At 42.2% G+C, this 24,878-nt stretch carries 25 protein-coding genes and 1 tRNA gene; 13 read left to right on the top strand and 13 right to left on the bottom strand.

Going from position 1 to position 24,878, the window contains the following annotated elements; translation table 11 throughout:
* Positions 1 to 14: 14 nt before the first annotated feature.
* The 7 genes from DXA15_RS13590 to DXA15_RS13560 form a co-directional block, all read right to left on the bottom strand.
* Complete coding sequence (locus tag DXA15_RS13590; protein ID WP_007652871.1) at positions 15 to 392, bottom strand: hypothetical protein; 378 nt, start codon at positions 390 to 392, stop codon at positions 15 to 17.
* Positions 393 to 401: 9 nt separating this feature from the next.
* Complete coding sequence (locus DXA15_RS13585) at positions 402 to 1,427, bottom strand: FAD:protein FMN transferase (protein ID WP_128134382.1); 1,026 nt, start codon at positions 1,425 to 1,427, stop codon at positions 402 to 404.
* Positions 1,428 to 1,489: 62 nt separating this feature from the next.
* Positions 1,490 to 3,217, bottom strand: coding sequence for a dihydroxy-acid dehydratase (gene ilvD / locus DXA15_RS13580; RefSeq protein ID WP_128134381.1), 1,728 nt, complete (start codon positions 3,215 to 3,217; stop codon positions 1,490 to 1,492).
* Positions 3,218 to 3,231: 14 nt separating this feature from the next.
* Entirely contained in the window at positions 3,232 to 3,795 is a 564-nt protein-coding gene (locus tag DXA15_RS13575; RefSeq protein WP_128134380.1) for a manganese efflux pump MntP family protein, read from the bottom strand.
* Between the two features lie 29 nt (positions 3,796 to 3,824).
* Positions 3,825 to 4,775, bottom strand: a complete 951-nt coding sequence (locus DXA15_RS13570; RefSeq protein WP_128134379.1) for a glycosyltransferase family 2 protein — start codon at positions 4,773 to 4,775, stop codon at positions 3,825 to 3,827.
* 18 nt (positions 4,776 to 4,793) lie between these two features.
* Entirely contained in the window at positions 4,794 to 5,324 is a 531-nt protein-coding gene (locus DXA15_RS13565; protein WP_128134378.1) for a DUF4199 domain-containing protein, read from the bottom strand.
* 110 nt (positions 5,325 to 5,434) lie between these two features.
* A tRNA-Thr gene (locus DXA15_RS13560) sits at positions 5,435 to 5,508 on the bottom strand.
* 558 nt (positions 5,509 to 6,066) lie between these two features.
* On the opposite strand from DXA15_RS13560, the gene DXA15_RS13555 reads away from it, so the two are divergent.
* From DXA15_RS13555 to DXA15_RS13495, 13 genes are all read left to right on the top strand, one after another.
* On the top strand, positions 6,067 to 7,470 hold the full coding sequence (locus DXA15_RS13555; RefSeq protein WP_128134377.1) for an amidophosphoribosyltransferase: 1,404 nt from the start codon (positions 6,067 to 6,069) through the stop codon (positions 7,468 to 7,470).
* 158 nt (positions 7,471 to 7,628) lie between these two features.
* The gene (gene pepT / locus DXA15_RS13550; protein ID WP_128134376.1) at positions 7,629 to 8,849 is read left to right on the top strand and encodes a peptidase T; all 1,221 of its coding nucleotides are present in this window, start codon (positions 7,629 to 7,631) and stop codon (positions 8,847 to 8,849) included.
* Between the two features lie 13 nt (positions 8,850 to 8,862).
* A complete protein-coding gene (gene gcvT / locus DXA15_RS13545) occupies positions 8,863 to 9,948 on the top strand; it encodes a glycine cleavage system aminomethyltransferase GcvT (protein WP_128134375.1) in 1,086 nt (361 codons plus the stop codon).
* A gap of 297 nt (positions 9,949 to 10,245) precedes the next feature.
* Positions 10,246 to 13,311, top strand: a complete 3,066-nt coding sequence (locus tag DXA15_RS13540; RefSeq protein WP_233567267.1) for an ATP-binding protein — start codon at positions 10,246 to 10,248, stop codon at positions 13,309 to 13,311.
* Positions 13,312 to 13,353: 42 nt separating this feature from the next.
* The gene (locus DXA15_RS13535; RefSeq protein ID WP_128134373.1) at positions 13,354 to 14,307 is read left to right on the top strand and encodes a transporter; all 954 of its coding nucleotides are present in this window, start codon (positions 13,354 to 13,356) and stop codon (positions 14,305 to 14,307) included.
* A gap of 178 nt (positions 14,308 to 14,485) precedes the next feature.
* Positions 14,486 to 15,679 carry a site-specific integrase gene (locus DXA15_RS13530; protein ID WP_128134372.1) on the top strand — a complete coding sequence of 398 codons (1,194 nt, stop codon included), beginning with the start codon at positions 14,486 to 14,488 and terminating at the stop codon, positions 15,677 to 15,679.
* Between the two features lie 111 nt (positions 15,680 to 15,790).
* Complete coding sequence (locus tag DXA15_RS13525) at positions 15,791 to 16,714, top strand: hypothetical protein (protein ID WP_049702057.1); 924 nt, start codon at positions 15,791 to 15,793, stop codon at positions 16,712 to 16,714.
* A gap of 131 nt (positions 16,715 to 16,845) precedes the next feature.
* The gene (locus DXA15_RS13520) at positions 16,846 to 17,133 is read left to right on the top strand and encodes a helix-turn-helix domain-containing protein (RefSeq protein WP_005802192.1); all 288 of its coding nucleotides are present in this window, start codon (positions 16,846 to 16,848) and stop codon (positions 17,131 to 17,133) included.
* Between the two features lie 5 nt (positions 17,134 to 17,138).
* Positions 17,139 to 18,212 carry an AAA family ATPase gene (locus tag DXA15_RS13515; protein WP_049702058.1) on the top strand — a complete coding sequence of 358 codons (1,074 nt, stop codon included), beginning with the start codon at positions 17,139 to 17,141 and terminating at the stop codon, positions 18,210 to 18,212.
* Between the two features lie 164 nt (positions 18,213 to 18,376).
* On the top strand, positions 18,377 to 19,342 hold the full coding sequence (locus DXA15_RS13510) for a toprim domain-containing protein (RefSeq protein WP_049702059.1): 966 nt from the start codon (positions 18,377 to 18,379) through the stop codon (positions 19,340 to 19,342).
* 145 nt (positions 19,343 to 19,487) lie between these two features.
* The gene (locus DXA15_RS13505) at positions 19,488 to 19,871 is read left to right on the top strand and encodes a MobC family plasmid mobilization relaxosome protein (RefSeq protein ID WP_128134371.1); all 384 of its coding nucleotides are present in this window, start codon (positions 19,488 to 19,490) and stop codon (positions 19,869 to 19,871) included.
* Positions 19,837 to 20,757 (top strand): relaxase/mobilization nuclease domain-containing protein, encoded by a 921-nt coding sequence (locus tag DXA15_RS13500; RefSeq protein WP_049702061.1) that lies wholly within the window; start codon positions 19,837 to 19,839, stop codon positions 20,755 to 20,757. Before DXA15_RS13505 ends, DXA15_RS13500 begins: the two co-directional genes overlap by 35 nt.
* Before the next feature lie 4 nt (positions 20,758 to 20,761).
* Positions 20,762 to 21,481 (top strand): hypothetical protein, encoded by a 720-nt coding sequence (locus tag DXA15_RS13495; RefSeq protein ID WP_004315359.1) that lies wholly within the window; start codon positions 20,762 to 20,764, stop codon positions 21,479 to 21,481.
* A 52-nt stretch (positions 21,482 to 21,533) separates the two neighbouring features.
* On the opposite strand, the gene DXA15_RS13490 is transcribed toward DXA15_RS13495, so the two are convergent.
* The 6 genes from DXA15_RS13490 to DXA15_RS28010 form a co-directional block, all read right to left on the bottom strand.
* Positions 21,534 to 21,866, bottom strand: coding sequence for a helix-turn-helix domain-containing protein (locus DXA15_RS13490; protein WP_008997282.1), 333 nt, complete (start codon positions 21,864 to 21,866; stop codon positions 21,534 to 21,536).
* A 130-nt stretch (positions 21,867 to 21,996) separates the two neighbouring features.
* On the bottom strand, positions 21,997 to 22,416 hold the full coding sequence (locus DXA15_RS13485) for an RteC domain-containing protein (protein WP_008770715.1): 420 nt from the start codon (positions 22,414 to 22,416) through the stop codon (positions 21,997 to 21,999).
* Entirely contained in the window at positions 22,370 to 22,609 is a 240-nt protein-coding gene (locus tag DXA15_RS26545; protein WP_004315356.1) for a hypothetical protein, read from the bottom strand. The genes DXA15_RS13485 and DXA15_RS26545 overlap by 47 nt, the downstream gene beginning before the upstream one ends.
* Positions 22,610 to 22,640: 31 nt before the next feature.
* Positions 22,641 to 23,573: a YafY family protein gene (locus tag DXA15_RS13475; RefSeq protein ID WP_004315355.1), complete on the bottom strand. Its 933-nt coding sequence runs from the start codon at positions 23,571 to 23,573 to the stop codon at positions 22,641 to 22,643.
* On the bottom strand, positions 23,570 to 24,196 hold the full coding sequence (locus DXA15_RS13470) for a Type 1 glutamine amidotransferase-like domain-containing protein (RefSeq protein ID WP_004315354.1): 627 nt from the start codon (positions 24,194 to 24,196) through the stop codon (positions 23,570 to 23,572). Before DXA15_RS13470 ends, DXA15_RS13475 begins: the two co-directional genes overlap by 4 nt.
* Positions 24,197 to 24,321: 125 nt before the next feature.
* Positions 24,322 to 24,516: a DUF6597 domain-containing transcriptional factor gene (locus DXA15_RS28010; protein ID WP_049702064.1), complete on the bottom strand. Its 195-nt coding sequence runs from the start codon at positions 24,514 to 24,516 to the stop codon at positions 24,322 to 24,324.
* Positions 24,517 to 24,878: the final 362 nt, after the last annotated feature.

The raw sequence follows: 24,878 nt of genomic DNA, 5'->3' as shown, positions 1-24,878 counted from the left end.
AAGTAAATAAAGGTCTAATTTATATTAGACCTTTTTTCTTTCTGATAGGATTCAAGCAAAAATAGTGTTTTTGCTAATGACGGGAAAGTTGGTAGAACGACCGGGCGTTCCGGATTCCACTCCGGATCTTCCGTGATCATTGTGGATAAAGTTCCCGCATGCATGAGTACTGTCTGTGCATCTGTGATAGCCGTTATGATATGACGTTTTTCCGTAGGTAATAAAACGAAATACCCTTCATCGACTTCTACTACCGGGGTTGCCGTTTTCGAACAGATGAGAAGTTTGCCTGTAGTGACAAAAAGTAATATGTTTCCCATTTGTTCTGTGTCATATACTACTTCACCGGCTTTTACTTCTTTGCATTCAAATTGATTAATAAAATTCTTCATAAAAAATTGCTACTCGTTCAGCATTGCTTCAATCGGCCTGTTTGGCAGATATTGAAGCATACCGGTAGAGTATTCTATCTGATGTTTACCGTTTTCATCGGAGTAGATTACATAATATTCAATACCGGGAATATTTTTTGCCGCTTCGCGTGCTTTTTCCAGCCCCATCGCCATGAAGGCTGTCGCATAAGCATCGGCGGTGATACAATCTTCAGCTACAATTGTTGCGCTTAATATGCTTTGTTCGGATGGGTATCCGGTACGCGGGTCAATCGTATGAGCGTACTTTTTTCCATCTTTGACGTAGTAGTTACGGTAGTTGCCGGATGTGGCAACGCCTCCTTTTTTGCATAACTGGACTACTTCTTCTATATCGTTTTTTACTCCGGTTGAATCGTCTTCCGGTTTATTGATTCCTATGCGCCAGCATTTCCCGTTCTGGTTGACGCCTTTCATCGTTACTTCGCCACCAATTTCGACCATGTAATTTTCAATGCCTTCACGTTCAAGCAGACGTGCTATGACATCGCTTGCATATCCTTTGGCGATTGCGGAGCAATTCAGCAGGATGCGGGAATCGTCTTTTACGACTTTCCGTCCGTCCAGTCTGATTTTCTGATAACCGACAAATTGCTTGATACTGTCGATCATTTGAGGGGTCACACTGTCCATTTTGCTGAAACCGAATCCCCAGAGATTGACCAGAGGAGCACAGGTGATATCGAAAATGCCTTCCGAATGGTCGGACACTTCTTTCGCCCTGTTGAACACCTCGATGAACCAGTCATCTACTTCGACCGGCTCATTCCGGTTCACTTTTGATATGATAGAGTTCGGATTGAACGGGTTTAACGAAAGATTGAACTTTTGAAATTCGGCATCAATCTTTTTTGTCAGTATTTCAGAACCTTCATATTTAATATGATAGATAGTATGAAAAACGGAACCGCTTTCTTCGAAATATTGTTTCTGTTTTGTACAGGCAGTGAACATAAGTATCCATAAACCGGCCGCCAGAATGATCTTCTTGTACATCTCTTTAAATTTTAGCGCAGCAAAGATACTAAAATTTATTGTAATTCAATCAATGTCAGTTGTCAAGCCTTTTTGTTTTCCATATAAGCCCCTTTCATGGGAGATGCGCAGTTGCGTGTAAAAATATCCAGGATACCGCGGCTATGGCGGGATACAGGCTGTGTCCATTGTTTACGACGCTCCGACAGAATCCGGTCTATTTCCTCCGGTGATTGTTGGAAGCCGTTGGTTCCGATGATCTCGAGCTTACGGGCAGGTATGTCGATACGGATCAGGTCATTGTCTTCAACCAGGGCGATAGGACCGCCGTCGTATGCTTCCGGCGAGACGTGTCCGATGGCCGGGCCGCGGGTGGCTCCGGAAAAACGTCCGTCGGTAATGAGGGCAATGCTTTCTGCCAGTTCCGGGTCGGAGGCGATGGCTTCGGTCGTGTAAAACATTTCCGGCATTCCGCTGCCTTTCGGACCTTCGTAACGAATAAAGACAGCTTCTCCCGGATGGATATTTTTCTGCAATATAGCCTGCAATGCTTTTTCTTCGCTGTCGAATACACGGGCCGTCAATGTTGCCTGCATCAGGTTGGGGGAGATGGCGGCATGTTTGACAACGGCTCCTTCCGGGGCGAGATTCCCTTTTAATATGGCAATCGCTCCTTGTTTCCGGATCGGACTTTTAAACGGTTTGATAATGTCGCTGACTTTTACTCCAAGCGGGGACAAGTATTTGCGGCATCCTTCATAAAATCCGTTTGTGCGGAGTGTTTCAAGATTTTCTCCCAGGCTTTTTCCGGTTACTGTCCGGACGTCCAGGTTAAGCACGTCTTTCAGTTCTTCCATAATGGCGGGAACGCCGCCGGCATACCAGAAATATTCGCCCGGCCAGAATCCGCTTGGACGGATATTCAGTAAAAAAGGAATTTGGCGATGGATTTCATCAAATAATTCAGGCGGAAGGTCGATGCCTAGTTCATGCGCAATGGCCGGCAGATGTAGCAGGCTGTTGCTGGAGCCGGCTATCGCGGCATGCACCATGATAGCATTTCTGAAAGCGTCGATTGTCAGGATATCAGAAGGCAGTAACTCTTCTTTCCCTAATTCAACGGAACGCTGGCCGGCATACCGGGATATCTCTTTTATATAATGTACGTGCGTAGGGATCAAGGACGAACCCGGCAGTGCGATGCCTAGCGCTTCGGCCATTACCTGCATTGTCGAGGCTGTTCCCATAAATGAACAGGCTCCACAAGCCGGGCAGGCGTCTTTTTTATAAGCGAGGAATTGTTCTTCGCTTATCTCTTTCCGTTCGTATTGTGCACTGTATGTTCCGATTTGTTCTAAAGTCAGCAGGTTGGGACCGGCTTTCATAATACCTCCCGGCAGGAGCAGGGCCGGCATGTTCAGCCGGGCGATAGCCATCAGGTGGGCAGGGACCGATTTGTCGCAACTGGTAATGAATATTCCCGCATCGAAAGGCGTTGCTTTTACGTGTATCTCCATCATGGCTGCCATGATATCGCGGGATACGAGCGAATAGTTCATTCCGTCGTGGCCCTGTGCTTCGCCGTCGCAAATGTCAGTGACGTAGTAATTGGCAGCCCGTCCTCCGGCATCGCTGATACCTTTGCCGGCTTCTTCCACCAGCTTGTTCAGATGGGCACTCCCGGGGTGGCTGTGTCCGTAACTGCTCTCAACGATGATTTGCGGTTTGCTGAGATCTTCAATGCTCCAACCACTACCGAGGCGGAGTGAATCGAGTTCCGGTGCCAATTTACGTAATTCCTGACTTTTCATATATACTTATTTTATTAGCAGAAGAACAGGTGTTCTATCAATATTTTTGTTCCGATACCGATCAGTATCAGTCCGCCGATCAGGTCGAGTTTCAAATCCACCTTACGTCCGAAACGACTTCCGAAATAAACGCCTGAAACAGACATAAGGAATGTGATGATTCCGATCAGGGAAGCCTGGATGATGATATCCGATTTCAGGATAGCTAGCGAGATACCGATAGCCAGTGCGTCGATGCTTGTTGCTATGGACAGCCCGAACAATGTTTTGTTGCAGAGCGGATTTGTTTTGCAGTCCTCATCTTCTTCCTGCGTACTGTCGTATATCATTTTACCTCCCAAGTAAAGCAACAGGACGAAAGCGATCCAGTGGTCGAAGGCTGTAATGTATTTCTGGAATCCGACACCGGCCAGATAGCCCAGAACTGTCATTGTGGCCTGTGTGATACCCATAAAAGAGCCGATCTTAACCATATTGCATACGGTGCAATTCCGGATTACTGCTCCGCCGGTTACGGACACGGCCAAACTATCCATCGATAATCCGATGGCTAGTAACACTATTTCTATAATTGACATAAATTAAAAAGTTTCCACCCCGGGTGTACTCATATTTCTGATTCTATCTTATAGTTGTTTCTATTGGATGAATTCCTGGAAATCAACTCGCCGATGAATCCGGCTAAGAACATTTGCGTTCCGAGGATCATCGCAGTAAGCGATATATAGAAATATGGAGAGTTTGTTACCAACGGACGTAAATCGCCGGAGAACATGGAGATCAGTTTCATGCTTAATACGAATACCAATGCGATGAAACCGATAAAGAACATCACGCTTCCCCATAGACCGAAGAAATGCATCGGCTTTTTTCCGAATTTGGAAGTAAACCATAATGTGATCAAATCCAAATAGCCGTTGACAAAACGGTTCAGTCCGAATTTGGTTGTTCCGTATTTGCGCGCCTGATGCTGTACGACTTTTTCACCGATCTTATGGAAACCGGCAATCTTTGCCAGGTACGGAATATACCGGTGCATATCGTTGTACACTTCGATATTTTTGATAACGACATTTTTGTAAGCCTTCAGGCCGCAATTGAAATCGTGCAGGTTGTCTATGCCGGAGAATTTGCGGGCCGTGGCATTGAATAGCTTTGTCGGAATCGTCTTGGATAACGGGTCGTACCGTTTCTTTTTCCATCCTGAAACGAGGTCGTATCCGTCTTCCGTGATCATGCGGAAGAGTTCCGGGATTTCGTCCGGACTGTCCTGGAGGTCGGCATCCATGGTGATGACGACATCTCCCTGGGCACGCTCGAAACCGCAATGCAGTCCGGGTGATTTACCGTAATTGCGGCGGAACTTGATGGCTCTGATACAAGGATTCTTTTGCTGTAAGCCCTCGATCACTTCCCATGAATTGTCCGTACTGCCGTCGTTTACAAATATAATTTCGTAAGTAAAGTTATGTTCTTTCATCACCCGCTCTATCCATGCTTCCAGTTCCGGTAGAGACTCGGCTTCGTTGTACAACGGAATAACTACTGATATATCCATTATTTGTATTGTTTCTCCTTATTGTTCTTGTCTGATCGCACCGGTTTCATTGTTCCTGCACAGAATGGCTGCTACCGGTATCGAAAGTATAATACCATAAAATATATTATTGAAAACACCCTGAATAGCCATATGGATAGGGGTGAAATTGGTTTTTCCGATTGCTTCCATGACTTCGGTGCTTACCTGTGAGTCTTTCAGTACTTCGATCATTTGGTTCACGGAGTTTGCCAGAAAATCGACCGGAGCGATAAACTGGAAGAACACGAAATGTTCGAGGGCGACGATCAATGCGGCAAAAAAGTAAAGCATTGTGCCGAAGCGCCAGGCATGAAAGAAACTGATCTTTCCGCCGATGTCCTGTTTGTATCGTTTTGTCAGATAATAGGCGATGAACGGTACTGTCAGTGTAAGCACTATATATATAATGTTTAGGGCAGGAACCGTATTGCTGAAAATAAAGAACAGGTACTTGATCACCCAGAAAATTCCCATGGCTAAACCATAAGTCATCGCGCTTTTTAATAGTAGACCTTTATTTTCTTCCATTTGTGCTGCTGTTTTAAAGTTTCTATCAGCAAAATTAATCCTTTTGTTATAATATGCAATGTATAACAATAAAAAGAGGAAGTTTAACTGAATAAACTTCCTCATTTCTGAGCCTCTTGTCGGATTCGAACCAACGACCCCGAGATTACAAATCACGTGCTCTGGCCAACTGAGCTAAAGAGGCAGGTGGGTAAGCTTACTACATCGCGCCGCTACAACCAAGTACCCTTGCTGCGGTCAAGCCCTGGGGGATTCCGAGGGAGCATGCCGTGTAGGACTTACCCGGGTGCAAAAGTAGATATTATTTTTTACAATGCAAGCGTTTTTATGCATTACAGGTGATATTTGTTTCTAAGTGGCTGTAAACCTTTTCTTTTCAATATGGTTAAAAAATGTATAACCAAATTCTCTCTTCCGGGAATGTGACTTTTTATCATCGAGCCGTTGACTTTTTAATGATTTTCTATTTTGACAATTTGCTTCTCTTTTCTGTTTCCTGCTTAAAAATAGATACGTTAAAAAATATTACCCGGTTGGGTATTTTATTTTACCCGGTATATTAATCCGATTTACATGGTATACTACTATCATTTTGATAGTGCACTAACTGTTTTGATCGGGCGATTATCCGAACTTAAAACAATCATAGGATTTTTTTGACAGAATACTTTGCAGTATTGGCATAGTCTAAATATTCTTGTACATTTGTACCCTAATTCAAAAATCAAAAACACTAAGAACAATGGGTGGTTTTTTCGGAACTATTTCTAAATCGTCTTGTGCAACTGACTTATTTTACGGCACAGACTACAATTCTCACCTGGGAACCCGCAGAGGCGGTATGGCAACCCTACACGAAGGCGTCTTCAAACGCTCTATCCATAATCTGGAAAATTCTTATTTCCGTACTCGTTTTGAAAGTGAACTGGAGAAATTCCAGGGAAATTCAGGTATAGGTATCATCAGCGATACAGATCCTCAACCAATCTTTATTAACTCTCACTTAGGTAAATATGCTGTTGTGACCGTAGCAAAGGTGAACAATCTGGAGGAACTTCAGGTTGAACTGCTGGATAAAGGGTGTCACTTTTCTGAAATGAGTTCCGGCCAGATCAATCAGACTGAATTGATTTCATTACTGATCTCTCAGGGTAAGACGTTTGTTGAAGGTGTGGAAATTGTTTTTGAAAAGATAAAAGGTTCCTGCTCGATGCTTATTCTGACTGAGGAGGGCATTATTGCCGCCCGCGACAAATGGGGACGTACCCCGGTGCTGATCGGTAAGAAAGATGGTGCCTATGCAGCATCAAGCGAACCTTGTAGCTTCCCGAATCTGGGATATGAAATAGATTATAATGTAGGACCGGGCGAAGTGGTTATGCTTACGGCAGACAAGATGACGCAGTTGCGTAAGCCGAATAAGAAAATGCAGGTTTGTTCTTTCTTATGGGTGTACTATGGTTATCCGGTCTCTGAATATGAAGGGGTGAATGTGGATGCATCCCGCTATGCGAGTGGTATGGCTATGGCGAAGAAGGATGAGGTGGATGCTGATTTCGTATCGGGTATCCCTGACTCCGGTATTGGTATGGCGTTGGGATATGCTGAAGGTAAAGGGATTCCTTACCGTCGTGCTATCGTTAAATATACGCCGACATGGCCTCGTAGCTTTACCCCGGCCAATCAGTCTGTGCGTGACCTGGTTGCTAAAATGAAACTGATCCCGAACCGTGCCCTTCTGAAAGGGAAACGGGTGATTTTCTGTGACGATTCGATTGTTCGCGGAACACAGCTTCGCGATAATGTAAATATATTATATGGATATGGAGCGAAAGAGGTGCATATGAGAATCGGATGTCCTCCCATCCTGCATGCTTGTCCGTTTGTCGGTTTCTCTGCATCCAAGTCCCACCTGGAGCTGATTGCCCGCCGGATTGTCAAGGAACTGGAAGGGGATGATGCAAAAGATCTGGATAAATATGCTACAACAGGTACCGAGCAATATAATATGTTGGTGGAACGTATCCGTGAGCAGCTGAATATCACTACACTTAAATTCAATACAGTAGAAGACCTGATCGCTTCGATCGGCCTGCCGAAGGAATGTGTTTGTACACATTGTTATAATGGCAATGGCTGTTTTTAAGAGGGGAGCCAGGTACAACCGGTCAATAATCGGATAGTTCATATCTGATAAAAAGAGAAATAATTACAAAACAATCGTTGGGTAATTATTTCTCTTTATTATTTTGTTATTCGTCGCTCTTTACCTACTTTTATGCTTTAAATATAAAAGTATACCTTATGACAGTATTAGATAGATTTTTAAAGTATGTAACGTTTGAAACACAATCGAGTGAAGAGACCGGGACGACACCAAGTACTCCGGGACAGCGGGTGTTTGCAGAAGAATTGGTAAAGGAACTGGAAGAAATCGGTCTGGAAGACATTACGCTGGATGAAAACAGTTATCTGATGGCAACACTTCCGGCAAATACCGGTAAGAAGATTCCGGCTATCGGCTTTATCGCTCATCTGGATACCAGTCCGGATATGTCGGGAAAAGATGTGACTCCACGGATTGTAAATTATAAAGGCGGAGATATCGTCTTGTGCGCTGAAGAGAATGTAGTTCTTTCTCCCCAGATGTTTCCTGAACTGAATGATTATAAAGACCAGGATATTATCGTAACCAACGGTAAGACCTTGCTGGGAGCCGACGATAAAGGCGGTGTGGCAGCCATCATCGCTGCTATGAAATATCTGAAGGATCACCCGGAAATCGAACATGGCAAGATACGTATCGGTTTTACCCCGGACGAGGAGATCGGGGAAGGGGCCAACCATTTTGACGTGGAGAAATTCGGCTGTGAATGGGCTTATACGATCGACGGCGGACAGATCGGCGAACTGGAATATGAAAACTTCAATGCGGCAGTAGCCAAAATAACTTTTAAAGGCCTGAACGTTCATCCGGGTTATGCGAAGAACAAGATGTTGAATGCTTCGTTGCTGGCTATCGAGTTCGCTTCGTGGCTGCCGGCTTCACAACGTCCGGAACATACGCAGGGGTACGAAGGTTTCTATCATCTGACCAATATGTCGGGTACGGTAGAGGAAGCCTCTTTGTCCTATATCATCCGCGACCATGTGCGCACTTTGTTCGAAGAAAAGAAAGCACAGTTGAAGATGTGGGTAAAACGTATGAACGAAATCCATCCGGGCAGTACGACGCTGGAACTTCGCGACCAATATTATAATATGCGTGAAGTGGTTGAGCCGAAAAAGTATATCGTAGACCTGGCCTTTGAGGCAATGGAAGCTGCCGGTGTTAAACCGCTGGTTAAACCGATTCGCGGCGGAACGGATGGCGCCCGTTTGTCATTTATGGGATTACCCTGCCCGAATATATTTGCCGGCGGGTTGAACTTCCACGGACGTTATGAGTTCCTTCCGGTCAACTCATTGGAAAAGAGTATGCAAACAATTATAAAAATAACCGAGCTTCTGGCTCAAAAATCTTAAACGTAATAATAACATGAAAACGACTCCGTTTACCGATGTACATATCGCATTGGGAGCAAAAATGCATGAATTTGCAGGTTATAATATGCCGATCGAATATACCGGCATAATCGATGAACACATGACCGTTGTGAATGGTGTAGGTGTATTCGATGTATCTCATATGGGAGAGTTTTGGGTAAAAGGCCCGAATGCGCTGGCTTTTATCCAGGGTATCACTTCCAATGATGCATCTGTTTTGCCTTTGGGCAAGGCGCAATATACTTGCTTCCCGAATGATAAAGGTGGTATTGTGGATGACCTGCTGGTTTATCACTATGAACCGGAAAAATATCTGTTGGTCGTAAATGCAGGAAATATTGCAAAAGACTGGGATTGGTGTGTCAGTCACAACACAGTGGGAGCAGAGCTTGAAAATTCTTCCGACCGTACTGCCCAGCTGGCTATCCAGGGACCGAAAGCAACTGAAGTGCTGCAACGCCTGACTCCGGTCGATCTTTCGTCTATTCCTTATTATTCTTTTGTGACCGGAGAGTTTGCCGGTTGTAAGAATGTAATCATTTCCAATACGGGTTATACCGGTGCAGGTGGTTTCGAATTGTATTTCTATCCGGATGATGCAATGACTATCTGGAATGCAATCTTTGAAGCCGGCAAACCGGAAGGTATCAAGCCGATTGGTTTAGGTGCCCGCGACACACTTCGCCTGGAAATGGGATTCTGCCTGTATGGCAATGATCTGGATGATACGACTTCTCCGATCGAAGCCGGATTGGGTTGGATCACTAAGTTTGCGGACGGGAAAGAATTTACAAACCGTGCAGAACTGGAACGCCAGAAGAAAGAAGGTGTTACCCGTAAGTTGTGTGCGTTTGAGTTGGTAGACAAGGGTATTCCCCGCCATGGTTATGAAATCGTGGATGCTGAGGATCAGGTCATCGGTGTTGTAACATCCGGAACGATGTCGCCGGTGTTGAAGAAAGGTATCGGTATGGGATATGTGAAGCCCGAATATGCAAAAGCCGGCTCAGAATTCTTTGTGAAAGTACGTAACAGAAACTTGAAAGCCCTGGTGGTGAAAGCTCCGTTCAGAAAATAAGATTTCCGATCATAAGGATTAATAAAAGAGAGCCTCGTTCGTCATAGGATGAAGCTCTTTTTTATTAAGAAGATACTAAAATGAGAGACCTTGATATTGAGGGATTGTGCAAATACCAATATTTGATGGATATAAATCTAAAAAACATATCTGGTGTATTATTTTTCTTATCTTTGAAAAAAAATTGAGAAACATCTTTTGATTCTCAATCTATTTTGACGTAAGGGCTAAAATAATACAAGTATGAAATACAGATATTGCCTGAAAAATTATTTCTTAATAATAATTTTTTTAATAATGACATCTTTTCATTCTATGGCTTCTCAGAATGAAGGGGAAAACAAGTATGTACTCATTATCAACTCTTATACAGAGTCTACTCCCTGGAGCCGTATTTTCACAGCGCCGATCTATGAACAAATGGCTATTGGTAATGAGAAATGGACAGTCTATACTGAAAACATGGATGTAATGTTGATGAAAACAGAGGCTGATGTCGAAAATTTTATAACTTATTTATCTCAGAAATATACAGAAGCTCCTCCCTCTTTGGTTATTTTATTAGGTAATAGTTCTTATGCGTTACTGCGAGATGAATTAAAACACCGCTGGGGTAAAGATATTCCGTTTCTGGTTTGTGCAGAGAATGATTTTATAGCTCCCCGTGAATATTATTTGTCTAAAGAAGCTTGTCCGGAAGATTTGCAGGTTAAATTTTCGGAGATGGTAAAAACATTCCATAATCTGACTATTCTGCATGTTCCTGGATATATTTCTGAAACCATTGCGCTGATGAAGAAACTGAAACCTGATATGAACCGGCTCGTATTCCTGGCTGATAAGCGTTATGTCAGTGCGCAGAATAAGAGTTTCGTCCAACAGGTCATGGAAAGTGATTTCCCGGATGTCAAACTGGAACTGATCACTGCCGGAGAGACCAGTACGGATAAACTTATAACGATATTGGGAAATGTGGATAAGCGGACGTGTATTTTATATTATTCATGGATTCTTTTGAACCAGCAGGGAAATCGTACGATTATCAGTTCCGATACTTACCGGATGCTTAGTTCTTACACGGATGTTCCGATCTTTACCTTGAATGACATGGATATTGTAGAAAATGGAATGGTTGGAGGTTTTTTCTATCCGGCAGCTAATATCTCCAGCATGTTGGTTACGGCAGTCACTAATATACTGAAAGGGGAAAGAATGCATGCCATTATTACTCCCGGGCGGCCATGCCCTGTGTTGAATTATCCCATTCTGGAACAAAAGCATATTCCGGATTCTGATTTATCTTCCGGTACCCTTCTTTATATGAAGCCTCCGACATTCTGGGAGCAATATCATACTCATGTTTTTGCAGGCAGTGGGGGCCTTTTTGTCTTTATTGCGTTTCTATGTTTCCGGATTAAATCCTTGAACAGGCAACGGACATTCCAGGCAAAAGAAATCGCTTTTATGAAAAATTATAGCCGGTTGATTAACAGTATGCCTATTTCTTATATGAAACAGCGTATATTATATAAGGAAGGTAAAGCTACCGATTATATGATTATCGAAGTTAATCCTGAATTTGAACATCTATTCGATAAGAAAGAAGTTTTCATCAACAAGAAAGGCTCGGAATTGTCTCATTCCCGTCTGACACAGTATATGCAGACCTGCTCTTTTGTTTTAATGCAGAACAAGAAGATTAGTGTTCAATATTACCATGAACCGTCCGACCGTTATTTGAATGTTCTGATAATTTCATCCTGCACATCGGATTGTATCGATATCTTCATGTCAGACGTAACGGAGGTGGTTAAGACACAGCAGGTATTGCGCACTGTAAATAAAAAGTTATCCATGTCCCTGAATGTGGCAAATGTTATTCCCTGGAAATGGGATTTGGTCCGGCAGACTATCCTTTGCGATGTGAATACGGCAGTGAGTGCGAGTTTCTCTGGGTTGTTCGATGAAAATCAGCTGACAGTTCCGGCTGACCAATATTTTGCGAAGATATACAAGGAGGACCGGGGAAAAGTGGAAAAGGCCTATGAAGCACTTATACAGGGACACGTCGATAAAGTAAAAGAAGAATATCGCATTTATCATCCGGAAAAGGGAGTGCATGAACTGGAATGGGTTGAGACTTATGCCACAATAGAAAAAAGAGATGACGATGGAAAGCCGATAGCTCTGATAGGTTCCCTGATGACTATTACCGATCGTAAGAAAGCAGAATCAGAATTGATGGAAGCCAAGAATAAAGCGGAAGAATCCAACAGGCTGAAATCTGCATTCTTAGCCAATATGAGTCATGAAATACGTACTCCGTTGAATGCAATTGTCGGCTTTTCCAATATCCTTGCTATGGCGGATGATGTGGACGAGAAGGAAGAATATGTTCAGATTATTGAAAACAATAATACCTTGTTGTTGCAACTTATTAATGATATTCTGGATTTATCGAAGATAGAGGCCGGTACGTTGGATTTTGTTTATTCGGATGCCAACATAAATGGCATACTTCGCGAATTGGAAATGTCGATGCAGAGCCGTATAACGAATAATGTAAAATTGATTTTCGAACAAAAACAAGGGGACTGTTTCGTTTCTATAGTGAAGAACCGGTTTATGCAAGTTATTATAAACCTAATAACCAACGCCATCAAGTTTACGGAAGAAGGTAGCATCCGTTTCGGATACTTCATTCAAAGTAACAATATGTTGAGCATTTATGTGGCTGATACGGGATGTGGTATCCCGCCGGAGAAACAAAAAAGCATATTCGAACGTTTTGTCAAATTGAATGCTTTTGCCCAGGGAACAGGGCTGGGACTTTCTATTTGTCGGATGATTGTTGAACATTTGGGGGGTGAAATGTGGCTTGAATCGGAGGAAGGAAAGGGAACAACGTTCTGGTTTACTTTTCCTTATGAACCTGCCGTTATGCAAGAACGGGAAGAAGGTAACTTCGAGAAAAAACGGATAGAAAAAGAAAACCTGAAGGTACTTATAGCCGAAGACAATGCCGGGAATTTCAAACTGTTCGAATCTATCCTGAAACAGGATTATACGATTGTTCATGCCTGGAACGGTAAAGAGGCCATTGAACTGTTCAGAAAACATCGGCCTCATATTATTCTTATGGACATCAATATGCCGGAAATGAACGGGTACGAAGCCACTGAAGAAATTCGTAAAATCTCTCCTGAAGTTCCAATTATTGCCGTGACGGCTTATGCTTTTGCTTCAGATGAAGACCGGATCATGAACAGTGGTTTCGATGCTTATGCTTCCAAGCCATTAAATGCACAGGTGTTAAAACGTCAGATGGGGGATTTGTTGAAAAAAAGAGTACTTCTGATATGATATAATGTATATCTTTGCACCGAAAATATAAAGATAGGTCTCATGTTGAACTTTCTGAAGAACTGGACATTGCCTGTTGCAATGCTGACCGGTGTATTAGGTTATTTGATGTTTGCCAACTTCACCTTTCTGGAGCCGACAAAACCGTTTATGAATACGCTTGTTGCGTATCTTACTCCTTTCTTGATTTTTGGTCAGTTATTACTTACTTTTTGTAAAGTGGATTGGCGGGAGTTGATGCCGTCTCCGTGGCACGGATGGTTGTTGCTGTTTCAGATTGTTTCTTCATGTGCCCTGGCTGCCCTGTTGATTTTTGTTCCTATGGGAGGTTCCTATCGGGAGGTTTTTGAGGCAGCGATGGTTTGCCTGATCTGTCCGACGGCGACAGCGGCGGCAGTTATTACGGGTAAGTTGGGCGGGAGTGCCTCCAGTCTGACTACTTATACCCTGTTATCGAATATTCTGGCGGCGGTAGCTGTGCCATTGATCTTTCCTTTGGTCGAGCCTCATACGGACGTTACTTTCTTCACCGCTTTTCTGAAGATTTTGAGTAAAGTGTTTCCGTTGTTGCTTTTCCCGTTTTTTCTGGCATTGTTTTTCCGGTATTGCCTTCCGAAGATACATCATTTTTTGTTAGGTTTCCATGACCTGGCTTTTTATATGTGGGGGATGGCGCTGGCCATCGTAACGGCTCAGACCGTGAAATCGCTTGCCCATAGTACGATTCCGGTAGAGGTCGAGATATTGATCGCATTGGCTGGTTTTATTACTTGCGCCCTGCAATTCTTTCTCGGAAAACGGATCGGAACTATTTATAAAGATCGTATCAGTGCCGGTCAGGCCCTGGGACAAAAGAATACGGTGCTCGCCATCTGGATGTCTTATACTTATCTCGACCCGGTTTCTTCGGTCGGTCCGGGTTCTTATGTGTTGTGGCAGAACATCATCAACAGCTGTCAGTTGTGGAAAAAGAGAAAAAATGAGATAAAATATTAAATATAAGATATTGGTATTTAGTATTTTATGTTTATTGAGTGTAATTTCCTTTATTTTCCTTGTTTTCTTGTTTAGTCTAATAAATGCCTTTATTTTGTTACTATTTTGTTACCCGTATTCATTGGAGTAACAAAACAAATCGCTATATTTGTATCGGTAACAAAATAAGAACATAATTATGGCGAAGAAAAAACAAGAAGTTAAATTGAAAGAACCTGTAAGGATTAGATTCAAGCAGCTTGCCAATGGCAACCAGTCTATTTATTTGGACTATTATACAGGTGATGTTATTAGAAAAGAAAATTATGTTGGCGGTAAACGGCAATATGAATTTTTGAAGTTGTACCTTATACCCGAAAAAACGAGGGAGGATAAGGCGAAGAACGAAGCTACATTGGCTCTTGCAAAAGCGATTCAGAGTAAGAGGATAGTGGAGTTACAAAATGATGCACACGGTTTTCAGAACACCAACAAGTCAAAAGCGAATGTGATTGATTATTTAATGAACATGAGAAGCCAATCTAAAGAACGTGGCAGCTTGAACTATGAAAAGACTGTTGGTAATACCATCCGTGAACTAAAGTTGTTCAGAGGGGATTACATAGCTTTTCGTGATATAGATAAGGACTTCTTAAATAGCTTTGTGGATTTCTTGAAACAAGCGAAGAAAGCAAGCAAGTTTGGTTTGTTAAAGGCTGGGGGTGTATTAAGTAATAATTCCGTTATTGCTTACTATGGGGTGCTGCGTACCGCTATAAATAGAGCCTATAAAGAGGGGATTATTACGGTCAATCCAACGAAAGAGTTTGATTTTGCCAGTAAGGTAAAAGCGGAAGTCAGCCGCAGGGAGTATTTGACAATAGAGGAATTGAAGCGGCTTATCGGGACAGAGTGCAAGTATGAGATAATGAAACAAGCCTTTCTTTTCAGTTGTTTGTGTGGGCTGCGTGTAAGCGATATAAGAAAATTGAAGTGGAACGATTTGCAGAAAAGCGGTGAAAGAATAAGAATTGAAATAAAGATGCAGAAAACAAAAGAACCGCTTTATCTGCCTATATCCGATGAAGCGTTAAAGTGGTTGCCGCAACAAAATGAAGCAAAAGGCGATGATTTGATTTTTCCTTTGACGCATGAGGGAACTATAAATAAAATACTTCAAAAATGGGCGAAAGACGCAGGGATTATTAAGCATATCTCGTTTCACGTAAGCCGGCATACCCATGCTACCATGATGCTTACATTGGGGGCTGACTTGTACACAGTTAGCAAATTGTTAGGACATAAAAATATTGCCACAACTCAAATTTATGCGAAGATTGTCGATAAGAAAAAAGAAGAAGCTATAAGTTTGATACCGAATTTGACGGACTGATTTAAAAAGAAAGTATGGTTATATCACAGTTACCGTACTTTCTTTCTTTTTTTGTCTTTGTTTAGCCGGAAAAATATATCTTTGTTTCTACTAACTGAAACATAGATTATTATGACAGAAGAAGAACTGAAAATAAAATTCGACCATATACAAGGTATATTCAATCGCTGTATCAATCATGCCAGCCAAGTTATGATAGATAATATTGCCTCTAAGTCCTTATATTTCGACGCAGAACAGGCTGATAAACTGGAACAGCAAGAATATGTTCGTACCACTGATGAGTTGGTGCAGTTATATATTCGTTATTCTGTGTTGAATGATATTCAATATTTTTATTCTGTATCTGATTTCTTTTGGGAAAGCGGTTTTTATGAATCCTTGAAATCCGATGAGAAAAGAAAATACATGTCGTTTAATCCTCTTTCATTTGATTATTCCCGGTATGAGCAAGATAATACGGTTTATGATGAAGAACTGCCTTATTTTTCTGTAATAGTTAAAACTGTTGTATTGGAAAAATATTCTGCGTACTTGCGAAAAAAGAAAGAAAGTAAGGTGCAAGCGGAAATGCAGCCACAACAGAAAGAGCCGCAACCAATTCAAGATAAATGCCAAGAGCCTAAAATTATCTCCCATATTGCTGAAACAGAAAATCCGTTTAAGTCTATTTTAAACGACAGACAAATAGCATTGTTGGTGGATTGTATCAATGAAGTGGAAATTTTCAATGCTCCTATGACTTTTGAAGATTTGAAAGCAATACTTTCCTGTAAGCCAAAAGTTATATTTAGGTCTAATAACAACAGGCAGGTAGCTTTTCTTTTTTCGGAATTAAGCAATCGTGGTTTGATAACACCTAACTGGCAATCTGTTATAGCAAAGAATAAGTTGTTTGTTACGAAGAATATAAAGAAAGATAAATATCTGAATCAAGGTGATTTAGCCACAGCCGCCAATTATGTAAAAGGGGTGGAACATGAAAAAGATTATGTAACCATCAGCAATTATATCAAACAACTGAAAAAACTTTAAGAATAGGTTAATACCTCAAACATAGCTTAATCCACTATCAAGCTATTCCTCAATACTTTTGCCCCCGTAATCGATTACAAGAAACTGGAGGGCATGCACTCCATATTGTCTAACGCAAATACTTTTGTTATATGGAAACAAGTATTGAGAAGCGAGTTGCAGAACTCGAAAATTTAGTGTTCCTTTCAAAGAATGTGCTTAGTTTTGATGAAGCGAGCAAGTTCTTGAACCTTTCAAAAAGTTACCTGTACAAGCTGACTTCGGGTAACTTGATACCCCATTACAAGCCGCAGGGCAAAATGCTTTATTTTGAGAAAGCGGAATTAGAAGCGTGGTTGCGTCAGAACCCGGTGAAGACGCAGGCGCAGATAGAGCAGGAAGCGCAGAAATATATCCTTAACCGTCCCTTAAAGAAATAGCGGCTATGGAAAATAGAAAAGCGACAGAAGCCGGGCAGGATGTCACCATGCAGAAAGAGGATTTTGCAGCCCTTTGGAAAACCATCCATCTAAAGGTGACGGACACTTACGAAGTGCCGCCCGAAATACTCTGGGTGAACGGCTCTACCATTGGCACGCTGGGTAATTTCAGCGCATCCACAGGAAAAGCCAAGAGCAAAAAGACATTCAACATTTCCGCCATCGTTGCGGCAGCGTTGAAGAATGACGAGGTACTGAAGTATTCGGCATATCTGCCACCGAACAAGCGGAAAATCCTCTATGTAGATACCGAGCAGAGCAAATACCATTGCCATAAGGTCATGGAGCGTATTTTGCGACTTGCCGGACTGCCTACCGACAAGGACAGGGACGATTTTGTTTTCATCGTGCTAAGGGAGCAGACCCCCGACAAGCGGAAACAGATTATCGGCTATATGCTTGAAAATATGCCCGATGTGGGGTTGCTCATCATTGACGGAATCCGTGACTTGATGTATGACATCAACAGCCCCAGCGAATCAACCGACCTAATCAACCTCTTGATGCGCTGGTCAAGCGGATATAACCTGCATATCCACACTGTACTGCATTTGAATAAGGGGGATGACAACACAAGGGGGCATATCGGTACGGAACTGAACAACAAGGCTGAAACCGTCCTGCAAATCACGAAAAGCCAGCAGGACGGCAACATAAGCGAGGTAAAGGCGATGCACATACGTGACCGGGAATTTGACCCGTTCGCATTCCGTATCAATGACAACGCTTTACCCGAAATCGTGGATGATTATGTATTCCAACAACCTAAGCAGGACAGGAACTTTTCGCTTGCGGAACTGACTGAACGGCAACACCGGGAAGCGTTGGAGAACGGTTTCGGCAAGCAGGTGGTACAAGGCTATTCCAATGTCATAGCGGCATTGAAACAGGGTTATGCGAGTATCGGTTACGAGCGTGGACGCAATGTTCTTGTGTCGCTTAACAAGTTTCTTGTGAACAAGCGCATGATTGTGAAAGAGGGCAAGGGCTACCGCTATAATCCCGATTTCCATTATTAAAAGTCAGTTTGGTTTAGTCCGGGTGTATATACAAGAGGAACGGACTTACTATTTCCCTGTATCGGAACAGGCAGGTTTAGTATGGTACGGGTGTATATATAACGGACTAAACAGGACTGGCGCACTTTTCAACTATTTTTTTTATCCCCAAAAAAGAAAATGTTATGAACATCGAAGATGTGAAACAAATACCCATCGCAGACTATCTGCACAGTTTAGGTTACTCTCCTGTCAAGCAGCAGGGTAACGGTTTATGGTACAAATCACCGTTAAGGGAGGAACACGAACCGTCTTTCAAGGTGAACACTGACCGCAACCTTTGGTATGACTTTGGCGCAGGCAAGGGCGGTAACATCATCGCACTGGCAAAGGAACTCTATTGTTCCGACAGCCTGCCATACCTTTTAAACCGGATAGCGGAACAGACACCGCACGTCCGTCCGGTCAGTTTTTCTTTTCCCCAGCGTAGGACAGAACCGAGCTTCCAGCATTTGGAAGTCCGTGACCTTACCCATCCGGCATTGCTCCGTTACTTGCAGGGACGGGGTATCAATGTCGAACTGGCAAAAAGAGAATGTAAGGAACTCCATTTTACCAATAATGGCAGACCGTTCTTTGCTATCGGTTTCCCGAACATGGCAGGAGGTTACGAGGTTCGCAATTCCTTTTTCAAAGGCTGCATCGCCCCGAAAGACATCACCCATATACGGCAGCAGGGAGAGCCGAGGGAGAAGTGTTTGGTGTTCGAGGGTTTCATGGACTACCTCTCTTTCCTTACGCTCCGCATGAGGAACTGTCCGACCATACCCGACCTTGACAGGCAGGATTATGCCATTCTTAACTCTACCGCCAATGTGTCGAAAGCCATTGACGTGCTGTACCCGTATGAACGCATCCACTGTATGCTTGACAATGACAAGGCTGGATATGAAGCGACACGGGCTATCGAATTGGAATACCCCTACCGTGTGCGTGACTTCTCGCACAATTATAGGGGATATTCGGACTTGAACGATTATCTGTGCGGCAGGAAGCAGGAACAGAAAAACGCAGCCAGCCAAGTGCAGGAAACGAAGCAGGAAACCGGACAACGTGCCGCCCCAAGACAAAAGAGAGGCAGGGGCATTTAATCCGGCAGGACTACCAACGGCTGGCGGTTTATTTGGAGAGCAAGGTTATGTTTCGGTAAACCGAAACTACCTTGCTTTGCTCACCGCAAAGAAAATTTCTCCCGTTGGTCGCAATTTTTAAGATACCATTTAAATGTAAAAACCTATGACGAATATAAAGGATAAGCCGGGGGGACGTCCGGCAAAGAAACGGATAGAGAAGCAGCAACGGGTTGTCAGTACGAAACTGACCGAGTTGCAGTATTACGCCATCAGAAAGCGAGCCGGGGAAGCTGGGTTACGTGTCAGTGAGTATGTAAGGCAGGCGGTTGTTTCGGTAGAGGTCATACCCCGGCTGAACAGGCAGGATGCGGACACCATCCGCAAACTGGCAGGGGAAGCCAACAACATCAACCAGTTGGCGCACCGGGCGAATGCCGGAGGTTTCGCACTGGTGGCGGTGGAACTGGTGAAGCTCAAAAACCGGATTATTGAAATCATAAACCATTTGTCAGATGATTGGAAAAATAAAAAAAGGAAGCGGGTTTAAGGGCTGTGTGAACTATGTGCTTGGCAAGGAGCAGGCGGTTTTGCTTCATGCGGACGGGGTTCTGACTGAAAGCCGGGGAGATATAATCCACAGCTTCTGTATGCAGACCGGGATGAATCCCGACTTGAAAAAGCCTGTCGGACATATTGCGTTGAGTTATTCGGCAGTGGATGCGCCCAAATTGACAGATGGGAAGATGGTACAGCTTGCGCAGGAGTATATGCGTGAAATGAAAATCACCGATACGCAGTATATCATCGTGCGCCATCAAGACCGGGAACACCCACATGTGCATATCGTGTTCAACCGCATAGACAATAACGGCAAGACCATTTCGGACAGGAACGACATGTATCGTAACGAACAGGTATGCAAGAAGCTGAAAGCCAAACACGGGCTTTATTTCGCCGAGGGAAAAGAGCAGGTGAAGCAGCACCGATTGAAAGAGCCGGACAAATCAAAATACGAGATTTACACGGCTGTGAAAAATGAAATCGGCAAATCCCGTAACTGGCAGCAGTTGCAGCACAGGTTAGCGGAAAAGGGTATCACTATCCAGTTCAAACGAAAGGGACAGACTGACGAGATACAGGGCATATCCTTTTCCAAAGGCGAATACACGTTCAAGGGGTCGGAGATAGACCGCAGTTTCAGTTTTTCCAAACTGGATAAATGTTTCGGGGATGCAGGAATGAATGTTGCCGAAAGCCAACGGCAAACAACTTTCGCACCCGTTCGGGAACAAGCACCTGCACCGGACAAGGCTGACAGTCCGTTGATAACAGGTTCACTCGGTCTGTTTTCTGCTTCTTCTCCCCCAGTGGATGAAGAACCTAATTTTAATTTGAGAAAGAAGAAGAAAAAGAAAAAACAACTTAAACAGTAAAGACATGGAAGATAATTTGATTTTAGAGGGGCTTCTCTCTATGGTTACGGAACTGAAAGAGAAGCAGGAAGCACAGGCAACGCCAGCCAGTCGGGAGGAAACTCTCGAACGGCTGGGAGCAATCGAACAAGCGTTGTCGGAACTGCACAGTAATTCGGCTGTTCCCGAAGAAAAGTTGCGGGTTATTCAAAGCCAACTTGACGACATAAGGAGCAGGATGCAAGGTCAGCAGAAGAACATAGAGGACACCAAGAAAATAACATTGGAAACCTACCGTTGTTTCAAGGTAATGATTGATACTTTGGGCTCTTGCAAGACGGATAAAGAGGAAGCTACGCCCTTACCGTTCTATCAACGGATTTACAACAAGGTCGCTTCTTGGATTCGTCCGGGATTGTTTGTTTTTTCGGCAGTGCTGGTCGTCTGTTCCGTTTCCATATTCTTGAATGTCCGTTTGGCTGAACGTATGCAGCAGTTGCAGGACAACGATATGAAATACCGCTATTTGCTGATGCAAGGACAGGCAGACGGGGAAACTTTTGATATGCTGGAAAACAAGTTCAAGTGGCAACGGGATAACGGTTTTATCCGAAGTTTGACCGATTCAGTGATGGATTTTGAATATCGCATCCAAAAGCAGGCGGAAGCACTGGAACGTGCAAGGCTGTTGAATGAGCAAGCCGAACAGCTAAAGAAAGAAGCCGATAAGTTGGGTAAGCCATAAACGGGGAAAGTCGGAACAGATGAAGTACATTCACCGTTCCGGCTTTTCAGATTCACTTCTTTTTCTTCGTACAGTGTTCTTTCTCGAACTGGCGTAGCGTGGTGACGCTGAACCGTTCTTTAATAAACTCCCGGACATCGGAAGCCTTGTAATACACTTTTCCGCTGATAGTGAAGTAAGGCAGCGCACCGATAGCCCGGTAGCGTTGCAGAGTTTTGATACTTACTTTGAATAATAAACACAAGTCTTGATTATCCAATAGGTTGTCATCTTCGGGTAGTACCTTGTCCGCATTGCGTAGTACCCGTACATCCTTGCAGAGTTCTTCCAGCTTGGCGTACAGCTTCTGCATCCATACGCTGAAATCGTCATTGTCTATATACATGATTGCTTCATTTTTCTGATTATACATTCTTGTCTGTCAATCAATTGATGAAGCAAAGTTCAAAAAATAGGCGCAAAGAAATTACGGGGGAACTAATGGAATCCCCTATAAATAAATCATAAGTCACTGATTATCTATATCCTTTCTTGTCATGTTCCTTTTTGATAAGTTCTACCAATCCATTAAGAAACCCGGTCAGTTTGCCCGGCTTTCGTTTTATCACGTCCTCATGTTTTTGGTAACAGTCGCCTATCTTGATGTTGAACAGCCATTCAAAGGCTTTCGCCAAGTCCACCAAGTAGGCGGGCTTGCCGTTCTGATACACGATGTTTTTGGAGAGGAACAGACCGCTTACCATTTCCATGATGTTGATAAGGGTTGTCTTGTCTGCGAGATAGAGAGGGGAAAGGGGCTGTTTGTTGATACGTTGCTGTAGCTGTTCCGGGTATTTGATGCGCCACTCGATAAGGCGTATTTCAGTGTTCAAAAGTCCTATCGCTTCATCAATTAGATGCAGATGGGGCATTTTTTTCTTGCTCAAACCGTACACGATACGATTTAAGACGGTGCAAACCAAAGGAAAAATAACGTAGTAAAACGTTGTAATCCTGCTCATTGATACTAAAATTGGCTACATGGGTCGCCAATTCTTCGATAGCTTCTGCAAATTCAGATGCAGACACTTTACGTTGTGAGCATTCCGACAATAAGCGGAAAAATCTTTGGTCGAATATTTTTTTCATTGAGTCGATTAAAAATACTATTTGACAGCAATCAAATAGAAATGTTATTGATAATATTTTTAACTTCATATTTTAAAGAATCTGGTCTTATTATAGTTGCACTATCTGCAAAAGACAGATACCAATGTGCAAACTTACTGATTGAAAATGTTAGAAAATGAAGTTCAAACATATCCCCTATCTCTTTCTCAGATGTTAATCCGTAATAATATTTATCATCATTCATTATGGAGGTTTTATTCTTTTCTATTCTTATAACGATTTCATGTAATTTTTCTTTATCATAAAACTCGCGTATGAATTTTTCCAAAGGAGGATGCTCCCGTGATTGTAATTCATTAAGAATGTGCATTTTTTGAATTCTATCTATCCGAAATGTAAGATAGATTTCTTTGGGAAGATAAAAGCCTATTAGATACCAGTTAGTTCTCGAAAAGAAAATTCCAACAGCTTCAATCTTTCGTTCTGAAACACTTAACGCATTACTTCCCAAATAAGATATTTCAATAATTCTTTTTTGGTATATACTTTGTAAAATAAGTAAAAGAATATCAGGTTTATAGGTAGATGATTTATAAGTATCCAATACAGACATGCACTTTTCCATTGTTTCTAACATATTTTTGTCTGCAAAACGCATGACAGACCTAATCTTTTCTATTCCAGACTTATAATGTTCGTTGCTATTTGAATCAGTTAGTTCATGTACTAATTTCTCTGCAATCAAAAAGGACAAAGCCTCTTTTTGAGTAAACATTAGAGGAGATAATTTGAATCCTTCTGCAAGTGAATAACCAATACCGGGATTTCCTATGATAGGAATGCCTGCCTCTTCCAATGTTCTTATATCTCGATATACAGTGCGAATGCTTATATTAAAACGTTCTGAAATTTGCTGTGCTTTCACTAACGAGTGCGATTGTAACTGAATCAATATAGCAGAAATACGGTCTATTCTATTCATTTTGCATCTTTAATTTGAATATTTGAATCTTCAATAATAACAGCTTGTTTATTACTTATAGGAATAAGCTGCAACTTCTCATTATATAGTTGAACTATCTTTTCACCTTTTTTCTTGAATGGAAAATTTCCATAATGGGGAATCGTATAAAAATCGACCAAATCTAAAGAAGTACAGTCTTTCAATTCAGGAGCCTTTTCTATTGGATCAAAATTCACACTTCTCATATATTCTGCATCGGGAGAGGCTATTATTGCTCCGGCAGATTCCCCAATATACAGTTTACCCAATTTCACTTGTTTAGATATAATTTTATCAACACCTTTTCTTTTTAACTCTTGCAAAAGGAAAAATGTATTTCCACCTGTTATGTAGATATAATCGCATTTATGTAATATAGAAGATATTTCCTCTTTGGGCAGTTGGGTAATCTCGACTTCTTCAACAATCATTCCTGCTTCTTCTAAAGCCTTTTTCCCCTTTTTTACATAGAATCGTATTGGTTCTGTAAGGCTTGCAGTTGGTATAAAAGCTATAATTTTCCCTTGCAAATCTTCTTTGGCACAATCGACAAATAGATTAGCAACATCAGCAAATGATGAGCATAAAAATAATCTTTTCATATTCTATAATATTAAGTTGAATACTTTTTGATACAAAGATAGCGTCTTCTATGACAGCCCTATGTCAGTAAGTCTAAATATTGAAGAGTTTTTTTCATCAAAACAATCCATTATTGAAATTTACCCTATTTGTAATGTGGCTGCGTTCCCTTATGAAAAGAAGAAATAATTTTGTTCCCTTTATGAAAAACAAGTGCTACACAACCTGCCGGGATAGAACGTTGAAAGCCTTGCTTTACATCATCTATCCTTAAAAACCAATATTGCTTTATATAAGGAGCGAGCAATTTGGTAGGTTGTATTACTTGAATTTTCTCCATTCTGTTTTAATTATCAAACAAAAGTAAGATTTCTTAGATAGATATTAGGTGTAAAAAAGGGACATTCTAATTAAAACATCCAAATATCTGTTGCCTAAATCATTCAAAGTTCTCTGCATTGGAAGATATGTCATAGATAAGTTGAAAAAGTTATTATAAACACAAGTTTAGTTTGTGTTTTTGTCTATATATCCAAAACGGACTAAAACTAAATTTCTATTGACAGCAAATTATATATGCTGGCGAAAAGAAAAACAGTATTCTTCTTTTCGCCAGTTTTGCTTTTATGGTTAGAGAGTCTTTTGTTACCTTTGCACATGAAGCCCACCGCAAAGCGATTTCTTCGTTTTTTTGTTACTATT

Origin of the sequence: Parabacteroides sp. AM58-2XD, assembly GCF_003463685.1 — a bacterium.
GTDB classification, from domain to species: domain Bacteria; phylum Bacteroidota; class Bacteroidia; order Bacteroidales; family Tannerellaceae; genus Parabacteroides; species Parabacteroides segnis.
Note: the sequence above shows the minus strand (reverse complement) of the source record. Positions and strands in the feature narration are given on the sequence as shown.

What these genes read in the sequence shown, in the direction of transcription:
- DXA15_RS13540 (WP_233567267.1), top strand. Translation starts at nt 10,246, where the DNA reads ATGACATCTTTTCATTCTATGGCTTCTCAGAATGAAGGGGAAAACAAG.
- DXA15_RS28010 (WP_049702064.1), bottom strand. Translation starts at nt 24,516, where the DNA reads ATGGAGAAAATTCAAGTAATACAACCTACCAAATTGCTCGCTCCTTAT.
- DXA15_RS13475 (WP_004315355.1), bottom strand. Translation starts at nt 23,573, where the DNA reads ATGAATAGAATAGACCGTATTTCTGCTATATTGATTCAGTTACAATCG.
- DXA15_RS13470 (WP_004315354.1), bottom strand. Translation starts at nt 24,196, where the DNA reads ATGAAAAGATTATTTTTATGCTCATCATTTGCTGATGTTGCTAATCTA.
- DXA15_RS13490 (WP_008997282.1), bottom strand. Translation starts at nt 21,866, where the DNA reads ATGTATATAGACAATGACGATTTCAGCGTATGGATGCAGAAGCTGTAC.
- DXA15_RS13575 (WP_128134380.1), bottom strand. Translation starts at nt 3,795, where the DNA reads ATGTCAATTATAGAAATAGTGTTACTAGCCATCGGATTATCGATGGAT.
- DXA15_RS13515 (WP_049702058.1), top strand. Translation starts at nt 17,139, where the DNA reads ATGGAAAATAGAAAAGCGACAGAAGCCGGGCAGGATGTCACCATGCAG.
- DXA15_RS13500 (WP_049702061.1), top strand. Translation starts at nt 19,837, where the DNA reads ATGATTGGAAAAATAAAAAAAGGAAGCGGGTTTAAGGGCTGTGTGAAC.
- DXA15_RS13590 (WP_007652871.1), bottom strand. Translation starts at nt 392, where the DNA reads ATGAAGAATTTTATTAATCAATTTGAATGCAAAGAAGTAAAAGCCGGT.
- DXA15_RS13555 (WP_128134377.1), top strand. Translation starts at nt 6,067, where the DNA reads ATGGGTGGTTTTTTCGGAACTATTTCTAAATCGTCTTGTGCAACTGAC.
- DXA15_RS13510 (WP_049702059.1), top strand. Translation starts at nt 18,377, where the DNA reads ATGAACATCGAAGATGTGAAACAAATACCCATCGCAGACTATCTGCAC.
- DXA15_RS13535 (WP_128134373.1), top strand. Translation starts at nt 13,354, where the DNA reads ATGTTGAACTTTCTGAAGAACTGGACATTGCCTGTTGCAATGCTGACC.
- DXA15_RS13525 (WP_049702057.1), top strand. Translation starts at nt 15,791, where the DNA reads ATGACAGAAGAAGAACTGAAAATAAAATTCGACCATATACAAGGTATA.
- DXA15_RS13495 (WP_004315359.1), top strand. Translation starts at nt 20,762, where the DNA reads ATGGAAGATAATTTGATTTTAGAGGGGCTTCTCTCTATGGTTACGGAA.
- DXA15_RS13585 (WP_128134382.1), bottom strand. Translation starts at nt 1,427, where the DNA reads ATGTACAAGAAGATCATTCTGGCGGCCGGTTTATGGATACTTATGTTC.
- DXA15_RS13565 (WP_128134378.1), bottom strand. Translation starts at nt 5,324, where the DNA reads ATGGAAGAAAATAAAGGTCTACTATTAAAAAGCGCGATGACTTATGGT.
- pepT (WP_128134376.1), top strand. Translation starts at nt 7,629, where the DNA reads ATGACAGTATTAGATAGATTTTTAAAGTATGTAACGTTTGAAACACAA.
- DXA15_RS13530 (WP_128134372.1), top strand. Translation starts at nt 14,486, where the DNA reads ATGGCGAAGAAAAAACAAGAAGTTAAATTGAAAGAACCTGTAAGGATT.
- DXA15_RS13520 (WP_005802192.1), top strand. Translation starts at nt 16,846, where the DNA reads ATGGAAACAAGTATTGAGAAGCGAGTTGCAGAACTCGAAAATTTAGTG.
- DXA15_RS13505 (WP_128134371.1), top strand. Translation starts at nt 19,488, where the DNA reads ATGACGAATATAAAGGATAAGCCGGGGGGACGTCCGGCAAAGAAACGG.
- DXA15_RS13570 (WP_128134379.1), bottom strand. Translation starts at nt 4,775, where the DNA reads ATGGATATATCAGTAGTTATTCCGTTGTACAACGAAGCCGAGTCTCTA.
- ilvD (WP_128134381.1), bottom strand. Translation starts at nt 3,217, where the DNA reads ATGAAAAGTCAGGAATTACGTAAATTGGCACCGGAACTCGATTCACTC.
- DXA15_RS26545 (WP_004315356.1), bottom strand. Translation starts at nt 22,609, where the DNA reads ATGAAAAAAATATTCGACCAAAGATTTTTCCGCTTATTGTCGGAATGC.
- gcvT (WP_128134375.1), top strand. Translation starts at nt 8,863, where the DNA reads ATGAAAACGACTCCGTTTACCGATGTACATATCGCATTGGGAGCAAAA.